Origin of the sequence: Polaribacter sp. IC073 (genome assembly GCF_007997075.1) — a bacterium.
Lineage (GTDB): Bacteria > Bacteroidota > Bacteroidia > Flavobacteriales > Flavobacteriaceae > Polaribacter.
This window is the reverse complement of the sequence record NZ_VORS01000001.1, coordinates 126,365-144,969: the sequence shown is the minus strand read 5'-3', so window position 1 is coordinate 144,969 and position 18,605 is coordinate 126,365. Positions and strand designations below refer to the sequence as shown.

Below are 18,605 nucleotides of genomic sequence, written 5' to 3'. Positions count from 1 at the left end.
GGATGGAAATATTTTGGTATATTATTATAGCAGTTGTTTTAGCGGTATTTTTTATTTTAGATGGATACGATTTCGGAACAGGAATTATTCATTTATTTTACGCTAAAAAAGACAAAGACAAAGAAGTAATTGCAAAATCTGCAGGATTGTTTTGGGACTCTAATGAGGTTTGGTTAGTCGTTGCAGGAGGAATGCTCTTTATGGCATTTCCTACATTTTACGCATCGGTTTTTAGTGGTTTTTATTTACCATTGATTATTGTTTTGTGGTTAATTATTTTTAGAGCGATTGGACTAGAATTTAGGAGTCAGTTTAAATTTCAAATGTGGAAAGATATTTGGGATGCTTCCTTCGGAGTTTCTAGCTTATTATTGGCCTTATTTTTTGGTATTGCTTTAGGAAATATTGTGAGAGGTGTAAATTTAGGTGGTGTAGAAAACGGAGTGTCTGTTTATGAAGGGCATTATTTTTTCTTACCATTGTGGAATAGTAGTTTTAGTCCGTTAACAGAGCACCCAGGAGTTATCGATTGGTTTACAATCATAATTGGTCTAATAGCTGTTGTTACCCTAGCAATTCATGGTGCAAATTGGATTATTTTAAAAACAAATTCATCTATAAACAAAAAGCTTAAAGGCGTTATTTTTAAGTTAAATATTGCATTAACGGCACTTACTGTTTTTTCGCTGTTTGTTTGGCAAATAGTGAATCCTAATTCGTTAGAAAACTTTATAAATAAACCTTATTTAGTCATATTTCCTCTTATTTATCTAACAGGATTAATCGGATTATTTTTTATCAATAGGTTAAAAAAAGAAATCTATGGTTTCGTGCTATCAACCTTTCTAATTTTAGGCGGAATTACTTCGTCTTTAGCGTCTTTGTTTCCGGTATTGTTACCGTCGGTTAATGAAATAAATGAACCTTTAACGATCTACAATACATCGGCGTCAGAATATGGCTTGTCGGTCGCTTTAGTCTGGGGAATTATTGGTTTTATCCTTCTTTTTGTATACATGATTATTCAAAAAAGATTAATGGGAGGAAAAGTAGATAAAATGGATTATGGACATTAAGGCATGCATATTTCATAATATTTTTTTCTGCGAACATCGGCTGCGAAGCCTGTTAGAAATAAAGACACATGCATAAAAAACTTATCTCCATCAGATTTACTTAGTTTTTTTTAATTGAATGACAAAATGAATAGACAATGACAGGAACATTAATTTCATTATTAAGCATTCTCATTGGGATAATTGCTGCTAATGCTACAGGTTTTGTATTTAAAAAATACACATTTGGTCTTATTGGCAATACCCTTGTGGGTGTTTTTGGTAGTGTTTTATTGATAAAATCTTTTGGTAGACTTGGTTTTAATCCTTGGTCTATAATGAATAATGGAGACTTCGATAGTTTCTTGTTAGTCATAAATATGTTTGTTTCTGCTTTAGGTGGTATTTTAGGACTCATATTAGTGAAAATGATTTATCATAAAATGAATAAAAAAATTGAAAAATAATTAAACAGTATTACGGTTGATTATTTTTTGTACCGTTGTTAACTATTTGTTTAAACTTTATTATCAATTCTATAATGAACTCATAAAATGAAACGGTTCATATTTATTTTTATAATCATAATATCACTTCCTGGTTATGGGCAACATTGGACTACCTCGTAAATTTGTGACTATTTTTTTAAGCTACATTTTTAATAATTCCTTTTAATTTTGTTTCCATTTTTAGCGGTGAGAGATATCCTAAACTAGAATATAATCTATCCTATACTAATTAATCTAGTCTTTAATAGTGTTGTATAGTAAATTATACGATGTGAATTTAAACTGATATAACCATTCGTATTTAATTGTTTTAGAAAAAATTTCAGCGACAGCATTATCCTAACAATTACCATTTCCACTCATGCTTTGAGTTACTTTAAGATTAAAGTTACAGAGATTTATCATTTTGTTTGAGGGATCCTGAGCTCCTTTATCTGAGTGAAAAATAAAACAATTGCTAATGTTTCTTGTTTTTTGGGCGTCAACCCAAGCTTTTATTACGGTGTTATAAGTTGTCATATCCTCGCTAAGGGACCATCCAACAATCTTTCTATCGGCTAGATCTATAATGGTTTTCAAATAGTTTCAATCGTCATGAACTCTAATATAAGTGATATCAGACACCCATTTCAGCCCTAAATTTTGACTGTAAAAACCTCTATTTAATTCATTTTGAGTAATTAAGTATGGGTGATTAGATTCTTTTATAACCACAAATTTTCTTTTTAAAACACTTCTTAATCCCATTTATTTCATTAGTAACCCAAGGTAAGAACGGGAGTAAATAAGACCTTCTCGTTCAAGCTTTTTTTGAATCCTACAGCTACTATAAATTTCTCGACTTTGCTTAAAAATAACTTTAATCCTCTCCTTTAAATACGTTCTTGGTGTGATACCAAATAGAATATATTTGTTTATAAGTCAATGATAGTTAGCGTTTTTGCTAACTTTCATAGATTTAGACATCTTTTCAGCTGGATATATCAATATTATCTAAAATGAATTGATATCTTATAAGTCGCTCTTGGAGATTTGATATTAAGAGGAGGAAACATCGTTTTGGGTATTCTGCCCACTGCCTTTTTTAAAATGTCACGTTCCATTGTTCATCCTTTAATTCTTTTTTTAGTGCTTTGAGTTCTTGAGCTTCAAGAGGTGTTTCTTTCTTTTTTAAAAAATCTTTAGATTTCAATTTGTATTCGTCTTTCCAGCGTCCAACCATACTAAGGCTTTAGCCATAATCTCCACGAATTTGTTTGGTTTTAATATCAGAATTTTATGGTGCTATTATCATAACTTTAAATTCATTGCCATGCTTTTTTGCCATAAGTCAACTATAAAATTTATAAGCGCATAAAAAGTGTCACATTAAACGTAGACACTCTAAGATGATGATGATGATGATGATGATGATGATGATGATGATGATGACGGAAAAGCCAAGTTTTCATTAAAAGCAGAAGCAACATTGATACTTGACAACTTTAATAACTTGATTTGTTTTATCATGGAAACAATTATTATAACATAAATTATGAGCAGCAACTATAAATTATCTGTTTTGGATTAACGATAGAAACGCTAAGGTTTTAAAAATCAAACTTTATTTGAAAAAAGTTTGATCTTTAAGTAAGGTAAAGCATTAAGAAAAGAACTTTATCTCTATGTAACAAAAGTTACTGTGCTGTTCGTATAAAAGGGTAATCTTTACAATATAAATAAGGTGTCTTACTCCTTAGAAAATCAAACTGATATATATCAGTTTGTAGCCTCAATTTTTAAACTAATTTCACAGTATCAAATTATAAAACATGTCTAAAATAGTTATTTTAGGAGCCGGAATTTCAGGTCACGTTGCAGCAGCTCATTTAAGAAGAAAGCTGCCTAAAGATCATGAAGTTGTTGTGGTTTCTCCAAACAGTAATTACCAATGGATTCCTTCAAATATTTGGGTAGGAATTGGTAGAATGAAATCTGAAAAAATATTGTTTCCGTTAGCGCCTTTATATAAAAAGAAAAACATTGGTTTTAAGCAAGCAAAAGCAATTTCGTTTTTTCCTGAAGGGGATAAAGAGGAACAAAAACCGTACGTTTTATCAGAATATGTTGCTGGGGATAAAAAAGGACAACTAGAAAAAGTAACCTACGATTATTTAATAAACGCAACAGGACCAAAATTAAATTTTGAAGCGACAGAAGGTTTAATTCCTGGTACAAACAAAACCTATTCTGTTTGTACATATACGCATGCAGATCATGCTTGGGAAGGATTAAATGCCTTAATTCAAGAAATGAAAAAAGGTAAAAAAGCCAAAATTTTAATTGGTACAGGTCATGCAAAATCTACTTGCCAAGGTGCAGCTTTTGAGTATATTTTAAATGTTGAACACGAGTTACACAGACATAATGTGCGTGATATGGCAGAAATCACTTGGGTTGCAAACGAATATAAATTAGGCGATTTTGGGATGGATGGTATGCTTTTAAGTTATGGAGGTATGACTATGAAATCTAGTGAAATGGTTGAGATGGTTTTTGAAGATAGAGGCATTAAATGGATAACAGGAGCAGCAGTCAATAAAATAGAAGATGGGGTAGCGCATTATGAAAATTTAGAAGGGGAGTACAAAACAGAGTCGTATGATTTTGCCATGCTCATTCCTTCCTTTTCTGGTCATGGTTTTAAAGCGTATGACAAAAATGAAAATGATATTACAGAAAAACTCTTTCGAGGTTTTATGATTGTTGATGCAGATTACACTGTAAAGCCTTATGAAGATTGGTCTGTTCAAGATTGGCCAGAAACCTATCAAAATCCAACGTATAAAAATATATTTGCACCAGGAATTGCATTTGCGCCGCCACATTCTATTTCTAAGCCTAGAAAAAGCAAAAATGGAACAGATATAACACCTGCACCACCAAGAACAGGAATGCCTTCTGGAATTACAGCTAAAATAGTAGCAGATAATATTATAGATTCTATTAAAAACGGAAAAGAATCCTTAAATCATAAAGGTTCTATGGGAAATATGGGCGCTGCATGTATTGCTTCTGCAGGTTTTGGTATGACAAAAGGAAGTGGTGTAAGTATTACTACTTTCCCAATTGTTCCAGATTATGAGAAATACCCAAAAACACAAGGTAGACAATTAAGTAAGACTTTTGGAGAAATAGGATTAGCAGGTCATTGGTTAAAACTGGCTTTGCACTATGCCTTTATTTACAAAGCTAAAATGAAACCATTCTGGTGGTTGATTCCGGAATAGGATAAGTATTTAGTATTAGCTCTTAGTTGCAGTATTTAGTAAGCAGTAAAAAAAGAAAATCATGACAGAAAGAATATCAAAATATCAAAGATTTAAAATGATGAATCCTATCATTCAGTTTTTTAAATTCATTTATTTAAGTATAAAAATAATGTTTATTGTTGCTGGAGGACATGGAGGAACAAGAAAAGTAAACTGACATGATTCTCAGTTTTTGATTCACTAAAAACATTGATTAATCTTAATGTCTTAAATAAGAGGGCTTAATGTTCTCTTTTTTATTTTAAGCATGTAACATAAGTTACATACCGTTACTTATTCTAAACTTACTTTTGTACTAGATAATTGAATATTATATGAAAAGCACAATATACATTACTTTATTTACTTTATTTGCAAGTACACTGCTGATGCAAGCACAAGAAATAAAACCAATTTCAAAAGCTGAAGTCTTGGTTAAAGTCGCAGAAAAGAATACAACTATTCAAATTTCTATTGCTGAATTTAATGCTGCAAAAGGAGATTATAGTCAAACAAATGCGGTGTTTTTACCAAATATTTCTGCAAGTTATACAGGTATTTCTACCACAAACCCTTTAATGGCTTTTGGTTCTAAATTAAATCAGGAGATTTTAACTCAGAACGATTTTAATCCTACGTTGTTAAATAATCCAGAAAGAACGGAGAATTTTGCAACAAAAATTGAAATTCAGCAACCATTAATCAATTTAGACGGCTTTTATCAACGGAAAGCTGCAAAATCTAAAATGGAGGCAATGTCTTTAAAAACAGTCCGAACACAAGATTACTTGGTATTTGAAGTAGAAAAAGCATACATGCAATTACAGTTAGCCTACAAAGCAGTAGCCGTTTTAGAAAAAGCGTTAGCCGCTGCAAATGCAAATAAAGAAATGGCAGATAATAGCTTTAAACAAGGGTTTTTACAGCGAGCTGATGTTTTAAATATTGAAATACGCGTTACAGAAGTTAAAAATCAGTTGCAAGCTGCAAAAAGTAATATAGAGAATGCTTCTAATTATGTATCTTTTTTAATGAATGATGAAAGCGATGTTATCTACGAACCAACAGAAAGTTTAACCCTTGTTAGTGCAGCTATTGATGATAAAGTTATTTCTAAAAATAGAGCAGATATCAAAGCAATGCAATTCGCTTCTAACGGATTTGAAGCAATGAACAAAGCCGATAAAATGGCATTTCTACCACGTTTAAATGCTTTTGGAAGTTATGAAATGTATGATAAAAAAATGTTTCAAGGAAGTGCAAATGGTTATGTAATTGGTGCACAATTAAGTTGGGATATTTTTCAGGGTTCTAAACGTTTTGGGAAAGCACAAAAAAGTAAAGCAGAATTCGAAAAATCGAAGCTAGAATATAAGCAGTATGTTTCTAAAAGTAATTTAGAATTAAACAAAGTAAAACGACAATTAGTCGATGCAAAAAACAGTTTAGAATTAAAAGATTTAGCTGTTCAGCAATCTAAAGAATCTTTGAGAATTAGAAAAAATAGATTTAAAGAAGGATTAGAAAAAACATCAGATTTACTATTAGCAGAAACGCTGTTTGCACAAAAACAATTGGAATATTACCAAACAATTTTCGAATACAATTTCACACAAACGTATTTAGAATTTTTAACCAAAAAATAAAAGATAAACAAGAATTAAGAACCAAGAATCAAGACAGTTGTTTGTGTATTTCTGGTTGGAAACAGTTTGCAGTTGAGAGTTGCTGTTTTCAGTAAAAAAAAATAAACTAAAAAAAACTTGTCTGGTCGAGCGCAGTCGAGACCTATAAAAACGAAACAAATGAAAAAATACGTATTTCTATTAATAGTAATTACAGCATCAGTATTCATGACTAGTTGTGGAAGTGAAACCAAAAAAGAAGTAAAAGATACTACGCCTGCAATTAAAGTTACAACAAGTAAAGTTGCAGTAAATAACAACAACCCTTTTTTGTCTGTAAGCGGAACAATACAAGCAACTAACAGTGCAGATTTAAGCACAAGAATGATGGGTTACGTGAAGAAAGTACACGTTAATGTTGGTGATAAAGTTAGAAAAGGACAATTATTGGTGTCTATAAATAATGCCGACTTACAAGCTAAAAAAGGACAAGTAAACGCGGGAATAACACAAGCTAAAACGGCTTTTACAAATGCTGAGAAAAATTACAATCGTTTTAAAATTTTATTTGAGAGTGCAAGTGTTACTCAAAAAGAAATGGACGACATGACGGCTAATTACCAAATGGCAAAAGCGGGTTTAGAAGCTGCAAATCAAATGAAGAATGAAATTAATGCACAACTGGCATATTCTAATATTACAGCTCCTTTTTCTGGTGTAGTTACTCGTAAAAATATTGATAATGGAGATATGGCAAACCCAGGAATGCCCTTAATTAGTATAGAAACGCCTAAAGAATTTGAAGTACTTGCAATGGTGCCAGAAACGGAGATTTCACAAATTAATAAAGGGACTACTGTAAGCGTTTTAGTAAAAGCTTTAGAAAAAACTATTAAAGGAAAAGTAATAGAAGTAAGTACCTCTGCAAAAAATACGGGAGGACAATACTTAGTGAAAGTTAATTTAGAGAAAACGGATGCAGTTATTTTATCTGGCATGTTTGCTACGGTTCAGTTTCCTGTGGAAAGAAAAGTAAAGTCTGAGTTGGTTTTAATTCCTGCAGATGCAATTGTTAAAAACGGACAATTATCTGGTATTTACACAGTAAGTCAAACTAATACAGCACTATTGCGTTGGTTGCGTTTAGGAAGAACATATGGAGACAAAGTGGAGGTTTTATCTGGTTTAAATGCTGATGAATCTTACATTGTTTCTGCGGATGGTAAGTTGTTTAACGGAGCTAAAGTGAGTCTTTAGTTGGCCGTTTACAGTCGCAGTTATCAGTAAAAATAAAATAGTAGTAAGAATTGTCGCGTTAAGGATAGCAGTGGAAATCCTTTTTTTGCTGACATAAATGGCAAAAAAAGATTGCAACGGATAGCCTGTTAAAACGCCCAAAAAAAATAGAATAAAATGAAAGAAGGTTTAGCTGGAAAAATTGCAAAAGTCTTTATTGGATCGAAATTGACGGTGTTGCTAATGATCGTTTTTATGGTGGTTGGTGTGTATGCTTCGTTTTTAATTCCGAGGGAAGAAGAGCCACAAATAGATGTGCCAATGGCAGATATTTTTGTTGGATATCCTGGTGCGAGTCCTAAAGAAGTAGAAACGAGAGTTGTAAAACCTTTAGAGAAATTAATTTCGAATATTAAAGGTGTGGAGTATGTGTATTCTACTTCTATGAACGAGAAAGCAATGGTAATTGTGCAGTTTTATGTGGGCGAAGATATTGAGCGTTCTTTTGTAAAATTATACAATGAGATTAACAAACACATGGATCAAATGCCTGCAGGTGTTACGTTTCCGTTGGTTAAAACCCGTGCTATTGATGATGTGCCAATGTTGGGCTTAACGTTGTGGAGTGAGAACTACAGCGATTATCAATTAGGCCAAATGGCGCAAGAGTTAGAAAACGAAATTAAGAAGGTAAATGATGTTTCTGTTACCCATAAAATAGGAGGTAGAAATCGTCAATTACGTGTGGTTTTAGACAAAGATAAATTGGCAGCAAGTGGATTGGATTTCTTGTCGGTTTCTAAAATGATAAAAGCCAATAACACACAATTAAGCTCGGGAAGTTTTGATAAGAATGATACGGAGTTTTTAGTGACTACCGGAAATTTTTTAGCATCTGTAACAGATGTAGAAAATTTAGTGGTTGGTGTACAACAGAACAGACCTATTTATTTAAAGCAAATTGCTGCGATTGTTGATGGACCAGAAATTCCGCTGAATTATGTGTCTTTAGGGTTCGGGCAGGCAAGTGAGAAATCTGAAACTTACAAATCTGAATATCCGGCAGTAACTATTTCTGTTGCTAAAAGAAAAGGCGCAGATGCCATGAAAATTGCTGAAGTTATTTTAACTAAAGTAGACCATTTAAGAAGTACTTTAATTCCAGATGATGTGCATGTAGAAGTGACTAGAAATTACGGAGAATCTGCTTCTAATAAAGTATCAGAATTATTGTGGCACTTGATCGGTTCTATCTTTGCTGTTACTTTAGTGGTAATGTTAGCAATGGGTTGGCGTGGTGGTTTGGTGGTGTTTTTATCGGTACCAATTACGTTTGCGTTAACGTTGTTGAGTTATTATATGATGGATTACACGTTAAACAGAATTACGTTATTCGCATTGGTATTTGTAACGGGTATTGTGGTAGATGATTCCATAATTATTGCGGAAAATATGCACCGACACTTTAAGATGAAACGACTGCCTTTTAAACAAGCTGCTTTATATGCAATTAACGAAGTTGGAAACCCAACAATTTTAGCAACATTTACAGTGATTGCTTCTGTTTTACCAATGGCTTTTGTATCTGGTTTAATGGGGCCTTATATGGCGCCAATGCCAATTGGAGCATCCATAGCAATGATTCTGTCTTTATTTGTAGCGCTGACAATAACCCCTTACTTAGGATATATTTTCTTAAAAGAAAAAGATAAAAAAGGAGGCGTAGCGAAAGTAGAAAAGCCTTTAGAAGAAACTTTTATCTATAAAATTTACAACAAGTTTGAAAGACCTTTATTAGAAAACGGAAAGAAACGTTGGTTGTTTTTAGGTGGAACATTTGTTGTGTTGATGGCAACGATGGTGTTATTTATTACCAATTCTGTAGCTGTAAAGATGTTGCCTTTTGATAATAAAAATGAGTTTCAGGTTATCATAGACATGCCAGAAGGAACAACGTTAGAAAGAACTGGTGTTGCTACCCAAGAAATTGCGCAGTATTTAGCTACAAGACCAGAAGTAGTAAATTATCAGAATTATGTTGGTACTTCTGCACCGATTACTTTTAACGGTTTGGTGCGTCATTATGATTTGCGTGGTGGATCTAATATGGCAGATATTCAAGTGAATTTGATTGATAAAGGAGAACGAGATATTCAGAGTCACGGAATTGCGAAATTATTACGACCAGAAATACAGCGAATTGCTGCTAAATACAATGCGAATGTAAAGTTGGTAGAAGTGCCACCAGGACCACCAGTATTATCTACAATTGTAGCTGAGGTTTATGGGCCTGATTATCAGGAACAAATTAAAATTGCGAATAGCATTCAGAATATTTTAAAAAATACTGCTGATGTTGTGGATATCGATTGGATGGTAGAAGACGACCAAATTGAATATCAATTCGAGATTAATAAAGAAAAGGCAATGCTGTATGGAGTGGCACCGCAGCAAATTGCGTATACTATGAATATGGCTTTGTCTAACAGACCTATTACTAATTTGTATGATGAAAATGCTATGCATCAAGTTGGGTTGGTCTTGACTTTAGATGAAAAAGAAAAATCTACCATTTCTGATATTTCTCAACTAAAAGTAACTTCGAAACAAGGAAATCAAGTTCCGATTGCAGATTTAGTGGAAATTAAAGAAACGATTGCTGCAAAAAGTATTTACAGAAAAAATCAAAAACGTGTTGTATATGTGCTGGCAGATATGGCTGGAGAATTAGAAAGTCCTGCGTATGCAATTTTAGGAATGGAAGAAAAGTTAAAAGAAATTCCGTTACCTGAAGGCTATAAATTAAACGAAATGTATTTAGGGCAGCCAGATTTTGAAGACAATTATACGGTAAAATGGGATGGAGAATGGCAAATTACTTTAGAAGTTTTTAGAGATTTAGGAATTGCATTTTTAGGAGCAATTATCTTAATTTATATTTTAATTGTAGGATGGTTTCAAAACTTTAAAGCACCTATTGTAATGATGGTGGCAATCCCATTATCATTAATAGGAATTATTTTAGGACATTGGATAATGGGCGCATTTTTTACCGCAACTTCATTTATTGGAATGATAGCACTGGCGGGAATTATGGTACGGAATTCCGTCTTATTAATCGATTTTATCAACTTAAGATTAGAAGAAGGTATTCCGTTGAAACAAGCTTGTATAGAAGCTGGAGCTGTAAGAACAACGCCAATTTTATTAACGGCAGGAACGGTAGTTATTGGAGCATTTGTTATCTTATTTGATCCTATTTTTCAAGGATTGGCAATTTCATTAATGGGAGGAACCATTGTTTCTACCGTACTAACCTTGTTGGTTGTACCATTGGTGTATTATATGATAGAGAAAAAGAATTATAAGTAATAAATAATAGTCCCGCTGATTTCGCGGATTTACGCAGAATCACAGAGTAAAAAAATCTGCGCCTATCTGCGAAATCTGCGGGATATAAAAAAAAACTTATGAAATTAGTAATCGTTACAGCAATCGAAGAATTTCAAGAAGCTATTTTAAAATCTTTCAAATAGCAAATATTGAGAGCTTTAGTAGTTCAGATATTGATGGTTATAAAAATGCGTTTTTTTTATTAAAGGCAACTAATTGGCTTCCAGTAGAAAAAGGAGGTAATGAATCTAGTTTGTTTCTTTTATTGATGAGGAACCTATTGATACATTATTCAATTTAATAATAATGTAGAAATTAATAACCCTATAAAAGCAATTGTCGTTCCTATAGAGAGATGTATATAAATTAAAAAAAAACAGAAATTATGTTGAATAAATATTTTAGAGTTATTGTAGGAGTAATGGTATTATTAAGTGTGTTGCTTACATACTATGTGCACCAAAATTGGATGTGGTTTACCGTATTTATTGGTGTAAATTTAATACAATCTGCGTTTACAAAATGGTGTTTGTTAGAAACCATTTTAGTGAAATTAGGTGTTAAAAAAGAAGGAGGTTCTTGTTCCTCTTGTTAAAATAATACCGCAATTATTATTTTAAAAATAAGCATAAAAAAAAGGGTGATAAATTATTTTATCACCCTTTTTCTATAAAATTTATTTCTTACCCTCCGTGTCTCGTTCTTTTGCTAGGTTCAAATTTTTTACCTGCATTACCTAAGCTGTTAAACTTCCAAGTAAAAGATAACATTGCATATTGGTTTAAAACCGTACTAGAAGAATCTTGAATATAATCTTCTGTAGCCACTCTTCTTGCATTTGTGTTTTGGTCTAAAATATCATACACTCTAATACTAATTGCACCTTGATCTTTTAAAATAGAATAGCGTAAAGAAGTGTTCCAGAACCAAGCACTTTTTTGAAAACCATCTGCGATATTAGGATTGTAATTGTAGTTGATGTCATTTCTCCATTCTAATTTCTTAGGAAGAAATGTAGCGGTTTGAATTGTTACATCATGGCTGATAAAATTTTTATTATCGAAACTTTGAATATCATAGGTATTGTTATTAAATGAGATAGAATATTCTGGTTTAATCTGCAAAATTTTATCCCAATTAAAATCGAAACCAATTCTAGGAGAAACCGTGGCAGTTTTACTAGAGTATTGAATGCCATTGTTAAAGTTAATATTCTTGTTATAATTACCGAAAACTCTAAATTCTGTTTTTAGGCTCCCAAAATCTTCCCATTTTTTTGTAGTACTATAACTTCCACCAGCTCTAAAACTATAGAAACCATCTACGTTTGCATAGGTTGTTTCTCTAATTAATGTATTTGGGTCTATAATGGTACTTGCAACAACTCTATCATTTGTAAAAGATAGGTTTGCAAAAGACCAAAAACCCGTTCTTTGTTGCCAATTAAAATTAGAAGCACCAAAACGAATATTATGTGTTTTAGAAGGTGTTAGTGTAGGGTTACCAGTAACAATGTTTAAAGGATTAGATTCGTCTCTAAAAGGTTGTAATTGAGATAGGTTTGGTACGCCATTTCTAAAGTTATATCGAAGTCTAAAACTACTACTTCTACTTTTTCTAAACCTTGTACTAAAACCGTATTCTAAATTATTAAAATCTCTTATAAGGTTTGTTTCTGGTCTTAAGAAATCTTTGTTCTCTAAGGTTCTGCCTACATGTGCAATTTCTGCGGATGCAGACCATTTGCTGTTTCTAAACTCAAGCTCTGCACTTGGTCTCTTTGTTGCATTTAAATATTCGAAATCGGTACTCAACAAATCACTAAAATCGGTATAATCATTTGTAGTGTCGTTAAAGTCGAATGTGTTCCGTATGGTTTTTGTTTTTGTATTGCTGTATTCATAAGCAACATCCAAAAAGAGTTTATTAGCTAATAATGGCAAACGGTAGGTAAACTCACTCCCAAATTTTTTGCTGTCAGAAGTTCCATCAGAATATTGATCCCTTATAATTTGATCTGGATTTGAACCATAAATATTTGTTTCAGATTTCACATAATCATCTGTTTCACGGCTATTAAGGTTTGCAGTAATTTCTGCTCTTATAAAGGCACCTTTGCTACCAAATTTCTTAGAGAAATTTATTTCATTATCAAAACTCTTCCTATCGGAATCTGCAACAGATTTTGTATCAGAGTCGTTGGTTAATGTTTTGCTGTTATTTAAACTTTCAGAAAAACTTTTATAAGTATTTGTATTTAAGTTGCTATTAAAATCAGATTCGATGTCTATTCTAAACGTACTGTCTATTTCAATTTCAAAATCGATGCTTGCATCATGACTATCACTTTTATTTAGTGAACTACTTCTAGAGTTTCTAAAAAAACTTTCTCCATTAGATAAAAAAGTTTCTCTATTGCTAGAAGAAGTATTCTCAGATTCACTATTTTTATAAAAATAATCTGAAGAAACTTCAAATATTTTGTTGAAAGAATTAATATAGTTTACACCATAATTGTTAGAGGTAACAATACCTTGTCCGCCACCAAAACTTCTATTATTTCCACCAAATTGTAATCTTTGGTTACCAAAACTAAAACCGGGCGAGTTTATATTGTTTCCACCAGCAAGCAAACCTATTCTTTCACTTTGTTGAAAACGTGTAGCTAAACCAGCATATTCATATTTATCATCAGTTCCAATTCCTGCAGCTACTTTACCAAAATACCCTTTGTTGTTTTCTTTTCTTATGGTAAGATTAATGGTTTTGTTTTCACCATCTGAGTCTTCACCAGAAAAAGCTTGTGCATTGGTTTTAGTATCTGTAATCTGAATTTTTTCAATAATTTCTTTGGTTAAATTTCTTGTTGTAATTGTAGGGTCATTTCCAAAGAAAGGTTTCCCGTTTACTAGAATTTTATTTACTTCTTTTCCGTTTACAGTAATTTTACCATCTGCATCAACTTCTACGCCTGGTAATTTTTTAAGTAAATCTTCTACGTTTGCATCTGCCTTTGTTTTAAAAGATTTTACATTAAATTCTACCGTATCTTTTTTAATGGTAATAGGTGCCGAAGATCTAATAACAATTGCATCTAAAGCATTTGCAGATTTTAAATATAAAGTACCCACATTTTGGTTTTTTACGCTTATCGTTTTAGCGTAAGGGTTAAAACCAATAAAAGAAACGATTAATTTAATTTTAGCATCTGATGTGCTCGCTGCAATTTTAAAGTTCCCTTTTTCATCTGTAATTGTGTAGGCTACAATACTACTGTCTTTTATTCTTTCAATATGCACAGTTGCAGACTCTAATAATTCCTTTTCATCTGCAGATTTTATATTTCCTGTTATTTGAAAATCTTGTGTTTGAGAATAAATAATGGACGTAATAAAAAAGCTAAAAAGAATTAAAATTTTTTTCATTTGAGTTGGTTAATGTTGTTGATAAAGTATTAAGACAATTTTTAAGTGCAAAGGTTTAATTAATTATGCAAAGTATTTTTCTTTTAACAGAACTTTAAGATAACCAGACTTAAACAATCTTCTGCAGATTCTAAAAGAATTAGAAAAACCTCCTTTAGATTGTTGCAGAAGAATTAAATGTATTTTTGTTGAAATTAAATTTTATAAAGATGGATTTATCTTCGAATGCTTGGGACAATAGATATGTAAATAATGATATTGGTTGGGATTTGGGAGAAGTCTCTACGCCTTTAAAAGCGTATTTTGATCAACTAGAAAACAAAGAAATTAAAATATTGATTCCAGGAGGAGGAAATTCTTACGAGGCAGCGTATTTGTTTAAAAACGGATTTAAGAACGTTTTTGTGGTAGATTTATCTAAGACAGCAATTGATAACATTCAAAAGAGAATTCCTAATTTTCCGAGTTCACAATTAATTCTTGGCAATTTTTTTGAGATGAAAGATGCTTTCGATTTAATTATTGAACAAACTTTTTTTTGTGCGTTAAATCCGAATTTAAGAGAAGATTATGTTGTTAAAATGAACCAATTATTAAGACCAAAAGGTAAATTAGTTGGTGTGCTTTTTAAGGTTCCTTTAAATGATGATAAACCTCCTTTTGGTGGTAATAAAGCAGCCTATTTAAATGGTTTTAAAGAGTATTTCCAGATAGAGAAAATGGCGTCTTGTTATAATTCTTTTGGGAACAGAAAAGGTAGAGAGTTGTTTATAAAGTTGCTTAAAAAGTAGTTGTAGATTCTACGGTTTATTTTTAATTACAGTTGTGTCTAGCCGTTAAAATTGGGTCAAGATATTTTAATTGTAATATAAAGAGTTTAAACTTTTAATTTTCACTTAGATATATTTAAGTTTGCAACTGCATTTGATGCGATTCCTATGAAATTTGAAAAACCCAAATTTGTTCAGAAAACTACTGATGTTGTTAACAATCTAAATGACTCTACAAAAGAAAGAATAAGAGTTATTATAGAAGAGACTGATACCAGGTATGGAAGAATCTTTGATATATCCATTCAGGCATTAATTTTCTTGTCAATATTAGTCTACTGTTTAGGAACGCTGCCTAATTTGTCTCCACTCTGGAACAAGACACTGAACATTATAAATAACGTTTGTTATATTGTTTTTACGATTGAATATTTTGGAAGAATTTATATTACCAAACACCGATTAAAGTATATTTTCAGTTTTTTCGGAATTATAGATTTACTAGCTATTTTACCCTTTTTGTTCGCAAAACAATTCGATTTAAGAGCTATTAGAGCATTAAGAATTTTTAGGATTTTAAGTGCGCTTAAGATATCTAAATATAGCGACGCGATAGAAAGATTTGCAATTGCTTTGAGAATTATTCGTCCGGAACTTACTTTATTTTTCATACTTACGGGTGTTTTCATCTTTCTTTCTGCAGCAGGTATTTATTATTTTGAAAATGAAGCGCAACCTCAAGCTTTTGCTTCTATTTTTCATAGTTTATGGTGGTCTATTATCACGTTAACTACCGTTGGTTATGGAGATGTGTATCCCATAACATTGGGTGGTAGAGTTTTTACTTTCTTTATTTTATTGATAGGTTTGGGAATAATTACAATACCTACAGGTTTAATTGCAAGTGCACTTTCGTCTGCAAGAAATCTCGAATCAGAAGGATTAAAAGAGCAACACAAAGAAAAAAATAAAGAAAAACAGAAAGAAAAAGACAATAAGAATTAATTTATAAACACTATTTTTATTTATTCTAAATAAAGGGTTATCTTTGCCGAACTATTATATAGCATATGATTGTTTTTTATACAGAAAGTTCGCCAACCATACAATTGTCTCAAGCAACGGCTTGTAGTGCTGTTTGTTCAGAAAATTGCATAAAACCTAAAGGTAAGTGTTGTAATAAGTACAAAAAAAAGGGTGTCAATTGTAAAAGATGTCCAAATATTTTATTGCAAAAAGCTTCTTAGTTTTTTGTTTTCTTGAAGGCAAAAGGCAAAATTATTTTTACAAATTTTGAATATGTCAACTCAGAAGTTGTAAGCCGTCACTAGCCACGAAAGCTGTGTTTGTTAATCCTTGTCTTGTAATGTTGGTGATTTTTGCAAACGTAATATCATTTTCTTTACAATAACTTTCAGCGAAATTATTGCAGGTATTTATCTCTTCAGAAATTATTTTATTACCGCGACCAAAAGGAGTAAAAGCATAACCTGGTATTGAAACTACAATTACTTTATTTTTAGTGCCTTTTGTCGCTTTTAGAGAAGTGTTTACAAGTGCAGGAAACTCATTTTTATAGATAGAGAAGTTTTTTTTCTGAAAACTGATTATTTACGCTAATTAACAATGTTACTAAGCTACAATTATTAGAAATACTATTGTTTTTTATTGCTTTAATTAAGTTTGTGGTAGTCTAACCTGTTTTTGCAATTACTTCTAAATTAAAGGTAGTATTCGATTCAAATTTAGTTTGTAGATTTTCCTTTAATTGTACTGGAAATTTACAAGTAGTGCCCACTTTCTCTAATTGTGTAAAGATCACCTAGTGCTAAAATTTTATAGACATTACTAGTTTCAGAAATAGAAACATCCGTTTTAAGTGCTGATACTTGTTCGTTTATACTTTCACTAGAAATACTTAGGAAATAAAAAAAGAAAAAGACAAAATAAATATAGTTTTTCATATTTATTTTGTCTGATGATGCATCGTTTTCTTATAAAATTGTAAGCGTATTATTTAAAAGCATTTAAGCCGGTAACATCTAAGCCAGTAATTAAAAGGTGAATGTCATGTGTGCCTTCATATGTAATTACACTTTCTAAATTCATCATGTGACGCATAATAGAATACTCACCAGAAATACCCATTCCACCTAGCATTTGTCTTGCCTCTCTGGCAACTTTTAAGGCCATGTCTACATTGTTACGTTTTGCCATAGAAATTTGAGCAGAGGTTGCTTTTCCGTCATTTTTTAAAGTACCTAATCTCCAAGCCAACAATTGTGCTTTGGTAATTTCGGTTATCATTTCTGCTAATTTCTTTTGTTGTAATTGAAACTGTCCTATTGGTCTGCCAAACTGCTCACGTTCTTTAGAATATCTTAAAGCCGTATCATAACAATCCATTGCAGCACCAATTGCGCCCCAAGCAATACCAAATCTTGCAGAATCTAAACACCCTAACGGTGCTCCAAGTCCAGATTTATTTGGCAATAAATTCTCTTTTGGCACTTTTACATTGTCAAAAATTAATTCACCTGTAGAAGAAGCACGAAGAGACCATTTATTATGTGTTTCAGGCGTAGAGAAACCTTCCATTCCTCTTTCTACGAGTAACCCATGAATTCTACCTTCTTCATTTTTTGCCCAAACAACTGCAACTTGTGCAAACGGTGCGTTAGAAATCCACATTTTTGCACCATTTAATAAATAATGATCGCCTTTGTCTTTAAAATTAGTTTCCATTCCAGAAGGATTAGAACCATGATTGGGTTCTGTTAAGCCGAAACAACCCATCCATTCTCCAGAAGCTAATTTTGGTAAATATTTTTTTCGTTGTGCTTCATTTCCATAAGCAAAAATAGGATACATTACCAAAGAAGATTGCACCGAAGCGGTAGAACGCACACCAGAATCTCCGCGTTCTATTTCTTGCATAATTAAACCATAAGAAATCTGATCTAAACCTGCACCACCATATTCTTCTGGAATGTAAGGACCAAAAGCACCAATTTCTGCCAAACCAGCAATAATTTGCGTTGGAAATTCTGCTTTTTGAGCATATTCTTCAATAATAGGCGTAACGTCTCGTTTTACCCAATCACGAGCAGCATTTCGCACTAACTTGTGTTCTTCGGATAATAAATCGTCTATATTATAGTAATCTGGCGCTTGAAATAAATCAGGTTTCATATCTTAAAAGTATAATTTTAAATAAATCTATGAAATATTGTTTAATATTTAACAATATTTCAAGAAAAGCAAAGTTTTAATATTTCTTAAAAATACGGAACTTTTTTAAA

14 protein-coding genes and 1 pseudogene are annotated in these 18,605 nt (G+C 31.8%); 10 read left to right on the top strand and 5 right to left on the bottom strand.

Features of this window, described 5'->3' with window-relative positions; all coding sequences use genetic code 11:
- Positions 1-2 precede the first annotated feature (2 nt).
- Both cydB and ES045_RS00595 read left to right on the top strand, forming a co-directional pair.
- On the top strand, positions 3-1,076 hold the full coding sequence (gene cydB, locus ES045_RS00600; RefSeq protein ID WP_147110788.1) for a cytochrome d ubiquinol oxidase subunit II: 1,074 nt from the start codon (positions 3-5) through the stop codon (positions 1,074-1,076).
- Between the two features lie 137 nt (positions 1,077-1,213).
- Complete coding sequence (locus ES045_RS00595; RefSeq protein WP_147110785.1) at positions 1,214-1,522, top strand: hypothetical protein; 309 nt, start codon at positions 1,214-1,216, stop codon at positions 1,520-1,522.
- 178 nt (positions 1,523-1,700) lie between these two features.
- Here ES045_RS00595 and ES045_RS00590 read toward each other — a convergent pair.
- Both ES045_RS00590 and ES045_RS16700 read right to left on the bottom strand, forming a co-directional pair.
- Positions 1,701-2,831 (bottom strand): annotated as a pseudogene (locus ES045_RS00590) (IS3 family transposase).
- 116 nt (positions 2,832-2,947) lie between these two features.
- Entirely contained in the window at positions 2,948-3,073 is a 126-nt protein-coding gene (locus ES045_RS16700; RefSeq protein ID WP_262712843.1) for a hypothetical protein, read from the bottom strand.
- 302 nt (positions 3,074-3,375) lie between these two features.
- Between ES045_RS16700 and ES045_RS00585 the strand changes: the two genes are divergently transcribed.
- The 6 genes from ES045_RS00585 (at position 3,376) to ES045_RS00560 (ending at position 11,703) form a co-directional block, all read left to right on the top strand.
- Entirely contained in the window at positions 3,376-4,833 is a 1,458-nt protein-coding gene (locus ES045_RS00585; protein ID WP_147110782.1) for an NAD(P)/FAD-dependent oxidoreductase, read from the top strand.
- A 61-nt stretch (positions 4,834-4,894) separates the two neighbouring features.
- Entirely contained in the window at positions 4,895-5,032 is a 138-nt protein-coding gene (locus tag ES045_RS16245; protein ID WP_189662986.1) for a hypothetical protein, read from the top strand.
- A gap of 157 nt (positions 5,033-5,189) precedes the next feature.
- The gene (locus tag ES045_RS00580) at positions 5,190-6,500 is read left to right on the top strand and encodes a TolC family protein (RefSeq protein ID WP_147110779.1); all 1,311 of its coding nucleotides are present in this window, start codon (positions 5,190-5,192) and stop codon (positions 6,498-6,500) included.
- Between the two features lie 159 nt (positions 6,501-6,659).
- Positions 6,660-7,736: an efflux RND transporter periplasmic adaptor subunit gene (locus ES045_RS00575; RefSeq protein ID WP_147110776.1), complete on the top strand. Its 1,077-nt coding sequence runs from the start codon at positions 6,660-6,662 to the stop codon at positions 7,734-7,736.
- A 156-nt stretch (positions 7,737-7,892) separates the two neighbouring features.
- On the top strand, positions 7,893-11,087 hold the full coding sequence (locus ES045_RS00570; RefSeq protein ID WP_147110773.1) for an efflux RND transporter permease subunit: 3,195 nt from the start codon (positions 7,893-7,895) through the stop codon (positions 11,085-11,087).
- A gap of 406 nt (positions 11,088-11,493) precedes the next feature.
- Positions 11,494-11,703, top strand: coding sequence for a DUF2892 domain-containing protein (locus ES045_RS00560; RefSeq protein WP_147110768.1), 210 nt, complete (start codon positions 11,494-11,496; stop codon positions 11,701-11,703).
- Positions 11,704-11,791: 88 nt separating this feature from the next.
- On the opposite strand, the gene ES045_RS00555 is transcribed toward ES045_RS00560, so the two are convergent.
- Entirely contained in the window at positions 11,792-14,533 is a 2,742-nt protein-coding gene (locus ES045_RS00555; protein WP_147110765.1) for an outer membrane beta-barrel protein, read from the bottom strand.
- A 209-nt stretch (positions 14,534-14,742) separates the two neighbouring features.
- On the opposite strand from ES045_RS00555, the gene ES045_RS00550 reads away from it, so the two are divergent.
- Together ES045_RS00550 and ES045_RS00545 are read left to right on the top strand one after the other, a co-directional pair.
- Positions 14,743-15,324 carry a methyltransferase domain-containing protein gene (locus ES045_RS00550; RefSeq protein WP_147110762.1) on the top strand — a complete coding sequence of 194 codons (582 nt, stop codon included), beginning with the start codon at positions 14,743-14,745 and terminating at the stop codon, positions 15,322-15,324.
- Between the two features lie 147 nt (positions 15,325-15,471).
- A complete protein-coding gene (locus ES045_RS00545; protein ID WP_147110759.1) occupies positions 15,472-16,308 on the top strand; it encodes an ion transporter in 837 nt (278 codons plus the stop codon).
- 776 nt (positions 16,309-17,084) lie between these two features.
- On the opposite strand, the gene ES045_RS00540 is transcribed toward ES045_RS00545, so the two are convergent.
- Together ES045_RS00540 and ES045_RS00535 are read right to left on the bottom strand one after the other, a co-directional pair.
- Complete coding sequence (locus ES045_RS00540; RefSeq protein ID WP_147110756.1) at positions 17,085-17,267, bottom strand: hypothetical protein; 183 nt, start codon at positions 17,265-17,267, stop codon at positions 17,085-17,087.
- 49 nt (positions 17,268-17,316) lie between these two features.
- Positions 17,317-18,495 carry an acyl-CoA dehydrogenase family protein gene (locus tag ES045_RS00535; RefSeq protein ID WP_147110753.1) on the bottom strand — a complete coding sequence of 393 codons (1,179 nt, stop codon included), beginning with the start codon at positions 18,493-18,495 and terminating at the stop codon, positions 17,317-17,319.
- Between the last annotated feature and the right edge of the window lie 110 nt (positions 18,496-18,605).

What these genes read in the sequence shown, in the direction of transcription:
- ES045_RS00545 (WP_147110759.1), top strand. Translation starts at nt 15,472, where the DNA reads ATGAAATTTGAAAAACCCAAATTTGTTCAGAAAACTACTGATGTTGTT.
- ES045_RS00575 (WP_147110776.1), top strand. Translation starts at nt 6,660, where the DNA reads ATGAAAAAATACGTATTTCTATTAATAGTAATTACAGCATCAGTATTC.
- ES045_RS00555 (WP_147110765.1), bottom strand. Translation starts at nt 14,533, where the DNA reads ATGAAAAAAATTTTAATTCTTTTTAGCTTTTTTATTACGTCCATTATT.
- ES045_RS16700 (WP_262712843.1), bottom strand. Translation starts at nt 3,073, where the DNA reads ATGATAAAACAAATCAAGTTATTAAAGTTGTCAAGTATCAATGTTGCT.
- ES045_RS00535 (WP_147110753.1), bottom strand. Translation starts at nt 18,495, where the DNA reads ATGAAACCTGATTTATTTCAAGCGCCAGATTACTATAATATAGACGAT.
- ES045_RS00550 (WP_147110762.1), top strand. Translation starts at nt 14,743, where the DNA reads ATGGATTTATCTTCGAATGCTTGGGACAATAGATATGTAAATAATGAT.
- ES045_RS16245 (WP_189662986.1), top strand. Translation starts at nt 4,895, where the DNA reads ATGACAGAAAGAATATCAAAATATCAAAGATTTAAAATGATGAATCCT.
- ES045_RS00540 (WP_147110756.1), bottom strand. Translation starts at nt 17,267, where the DNA reads ATGAAAAACTATATTTATTTTGTCTTTTTCTTTTTTTATTTCCTAAGT.
- cydB (WP_147110788.1), top strand. Translation starts at nt 3, where the DNA reads ATGGAAATATTTTGGTATATTATTATAGCAGTTGTTTTAGCGGTATTT.
- ES045_RS00585 (WP_147110782.1), top strand. Translation starts at nt 3,376, where the DNA reads ATGTCTAAAATAGTTATTTTAGGAGCCGGAATTTCAGGTCACGTTGCA.
- ES045_RS00560 (WP_147110768.1), top strand. Translation starts at nt 11,494, where the DNA reads ATGTTGAATAAATATTTTAGAGTTATTGTAGGAGTAATGGTATTATTA.
- ES045_RS00595 (WP_147110785.1), top strand. Translation starts at nt 1,214, where the DNA reads ATGACAGGAACATTAATTTCATTATTAAGCATTCTCATTGGGATAATT.
- ES045_RS00570 (WP_147110773.1), top strand. Translation starts at nt 7,893, where the DNA reads ATGAAAGAAGGTTTAGCTGGAAAAATTGCAAAAGTCTTTATTGGATCG.
- ES045_RS00580 (WP_147110779.1), top strand. Translation starts at nt 5,190, where the DNA reads ATGAAAAGCACAATATACATTACTTTATTTACTTTATTTGCAAGTACA.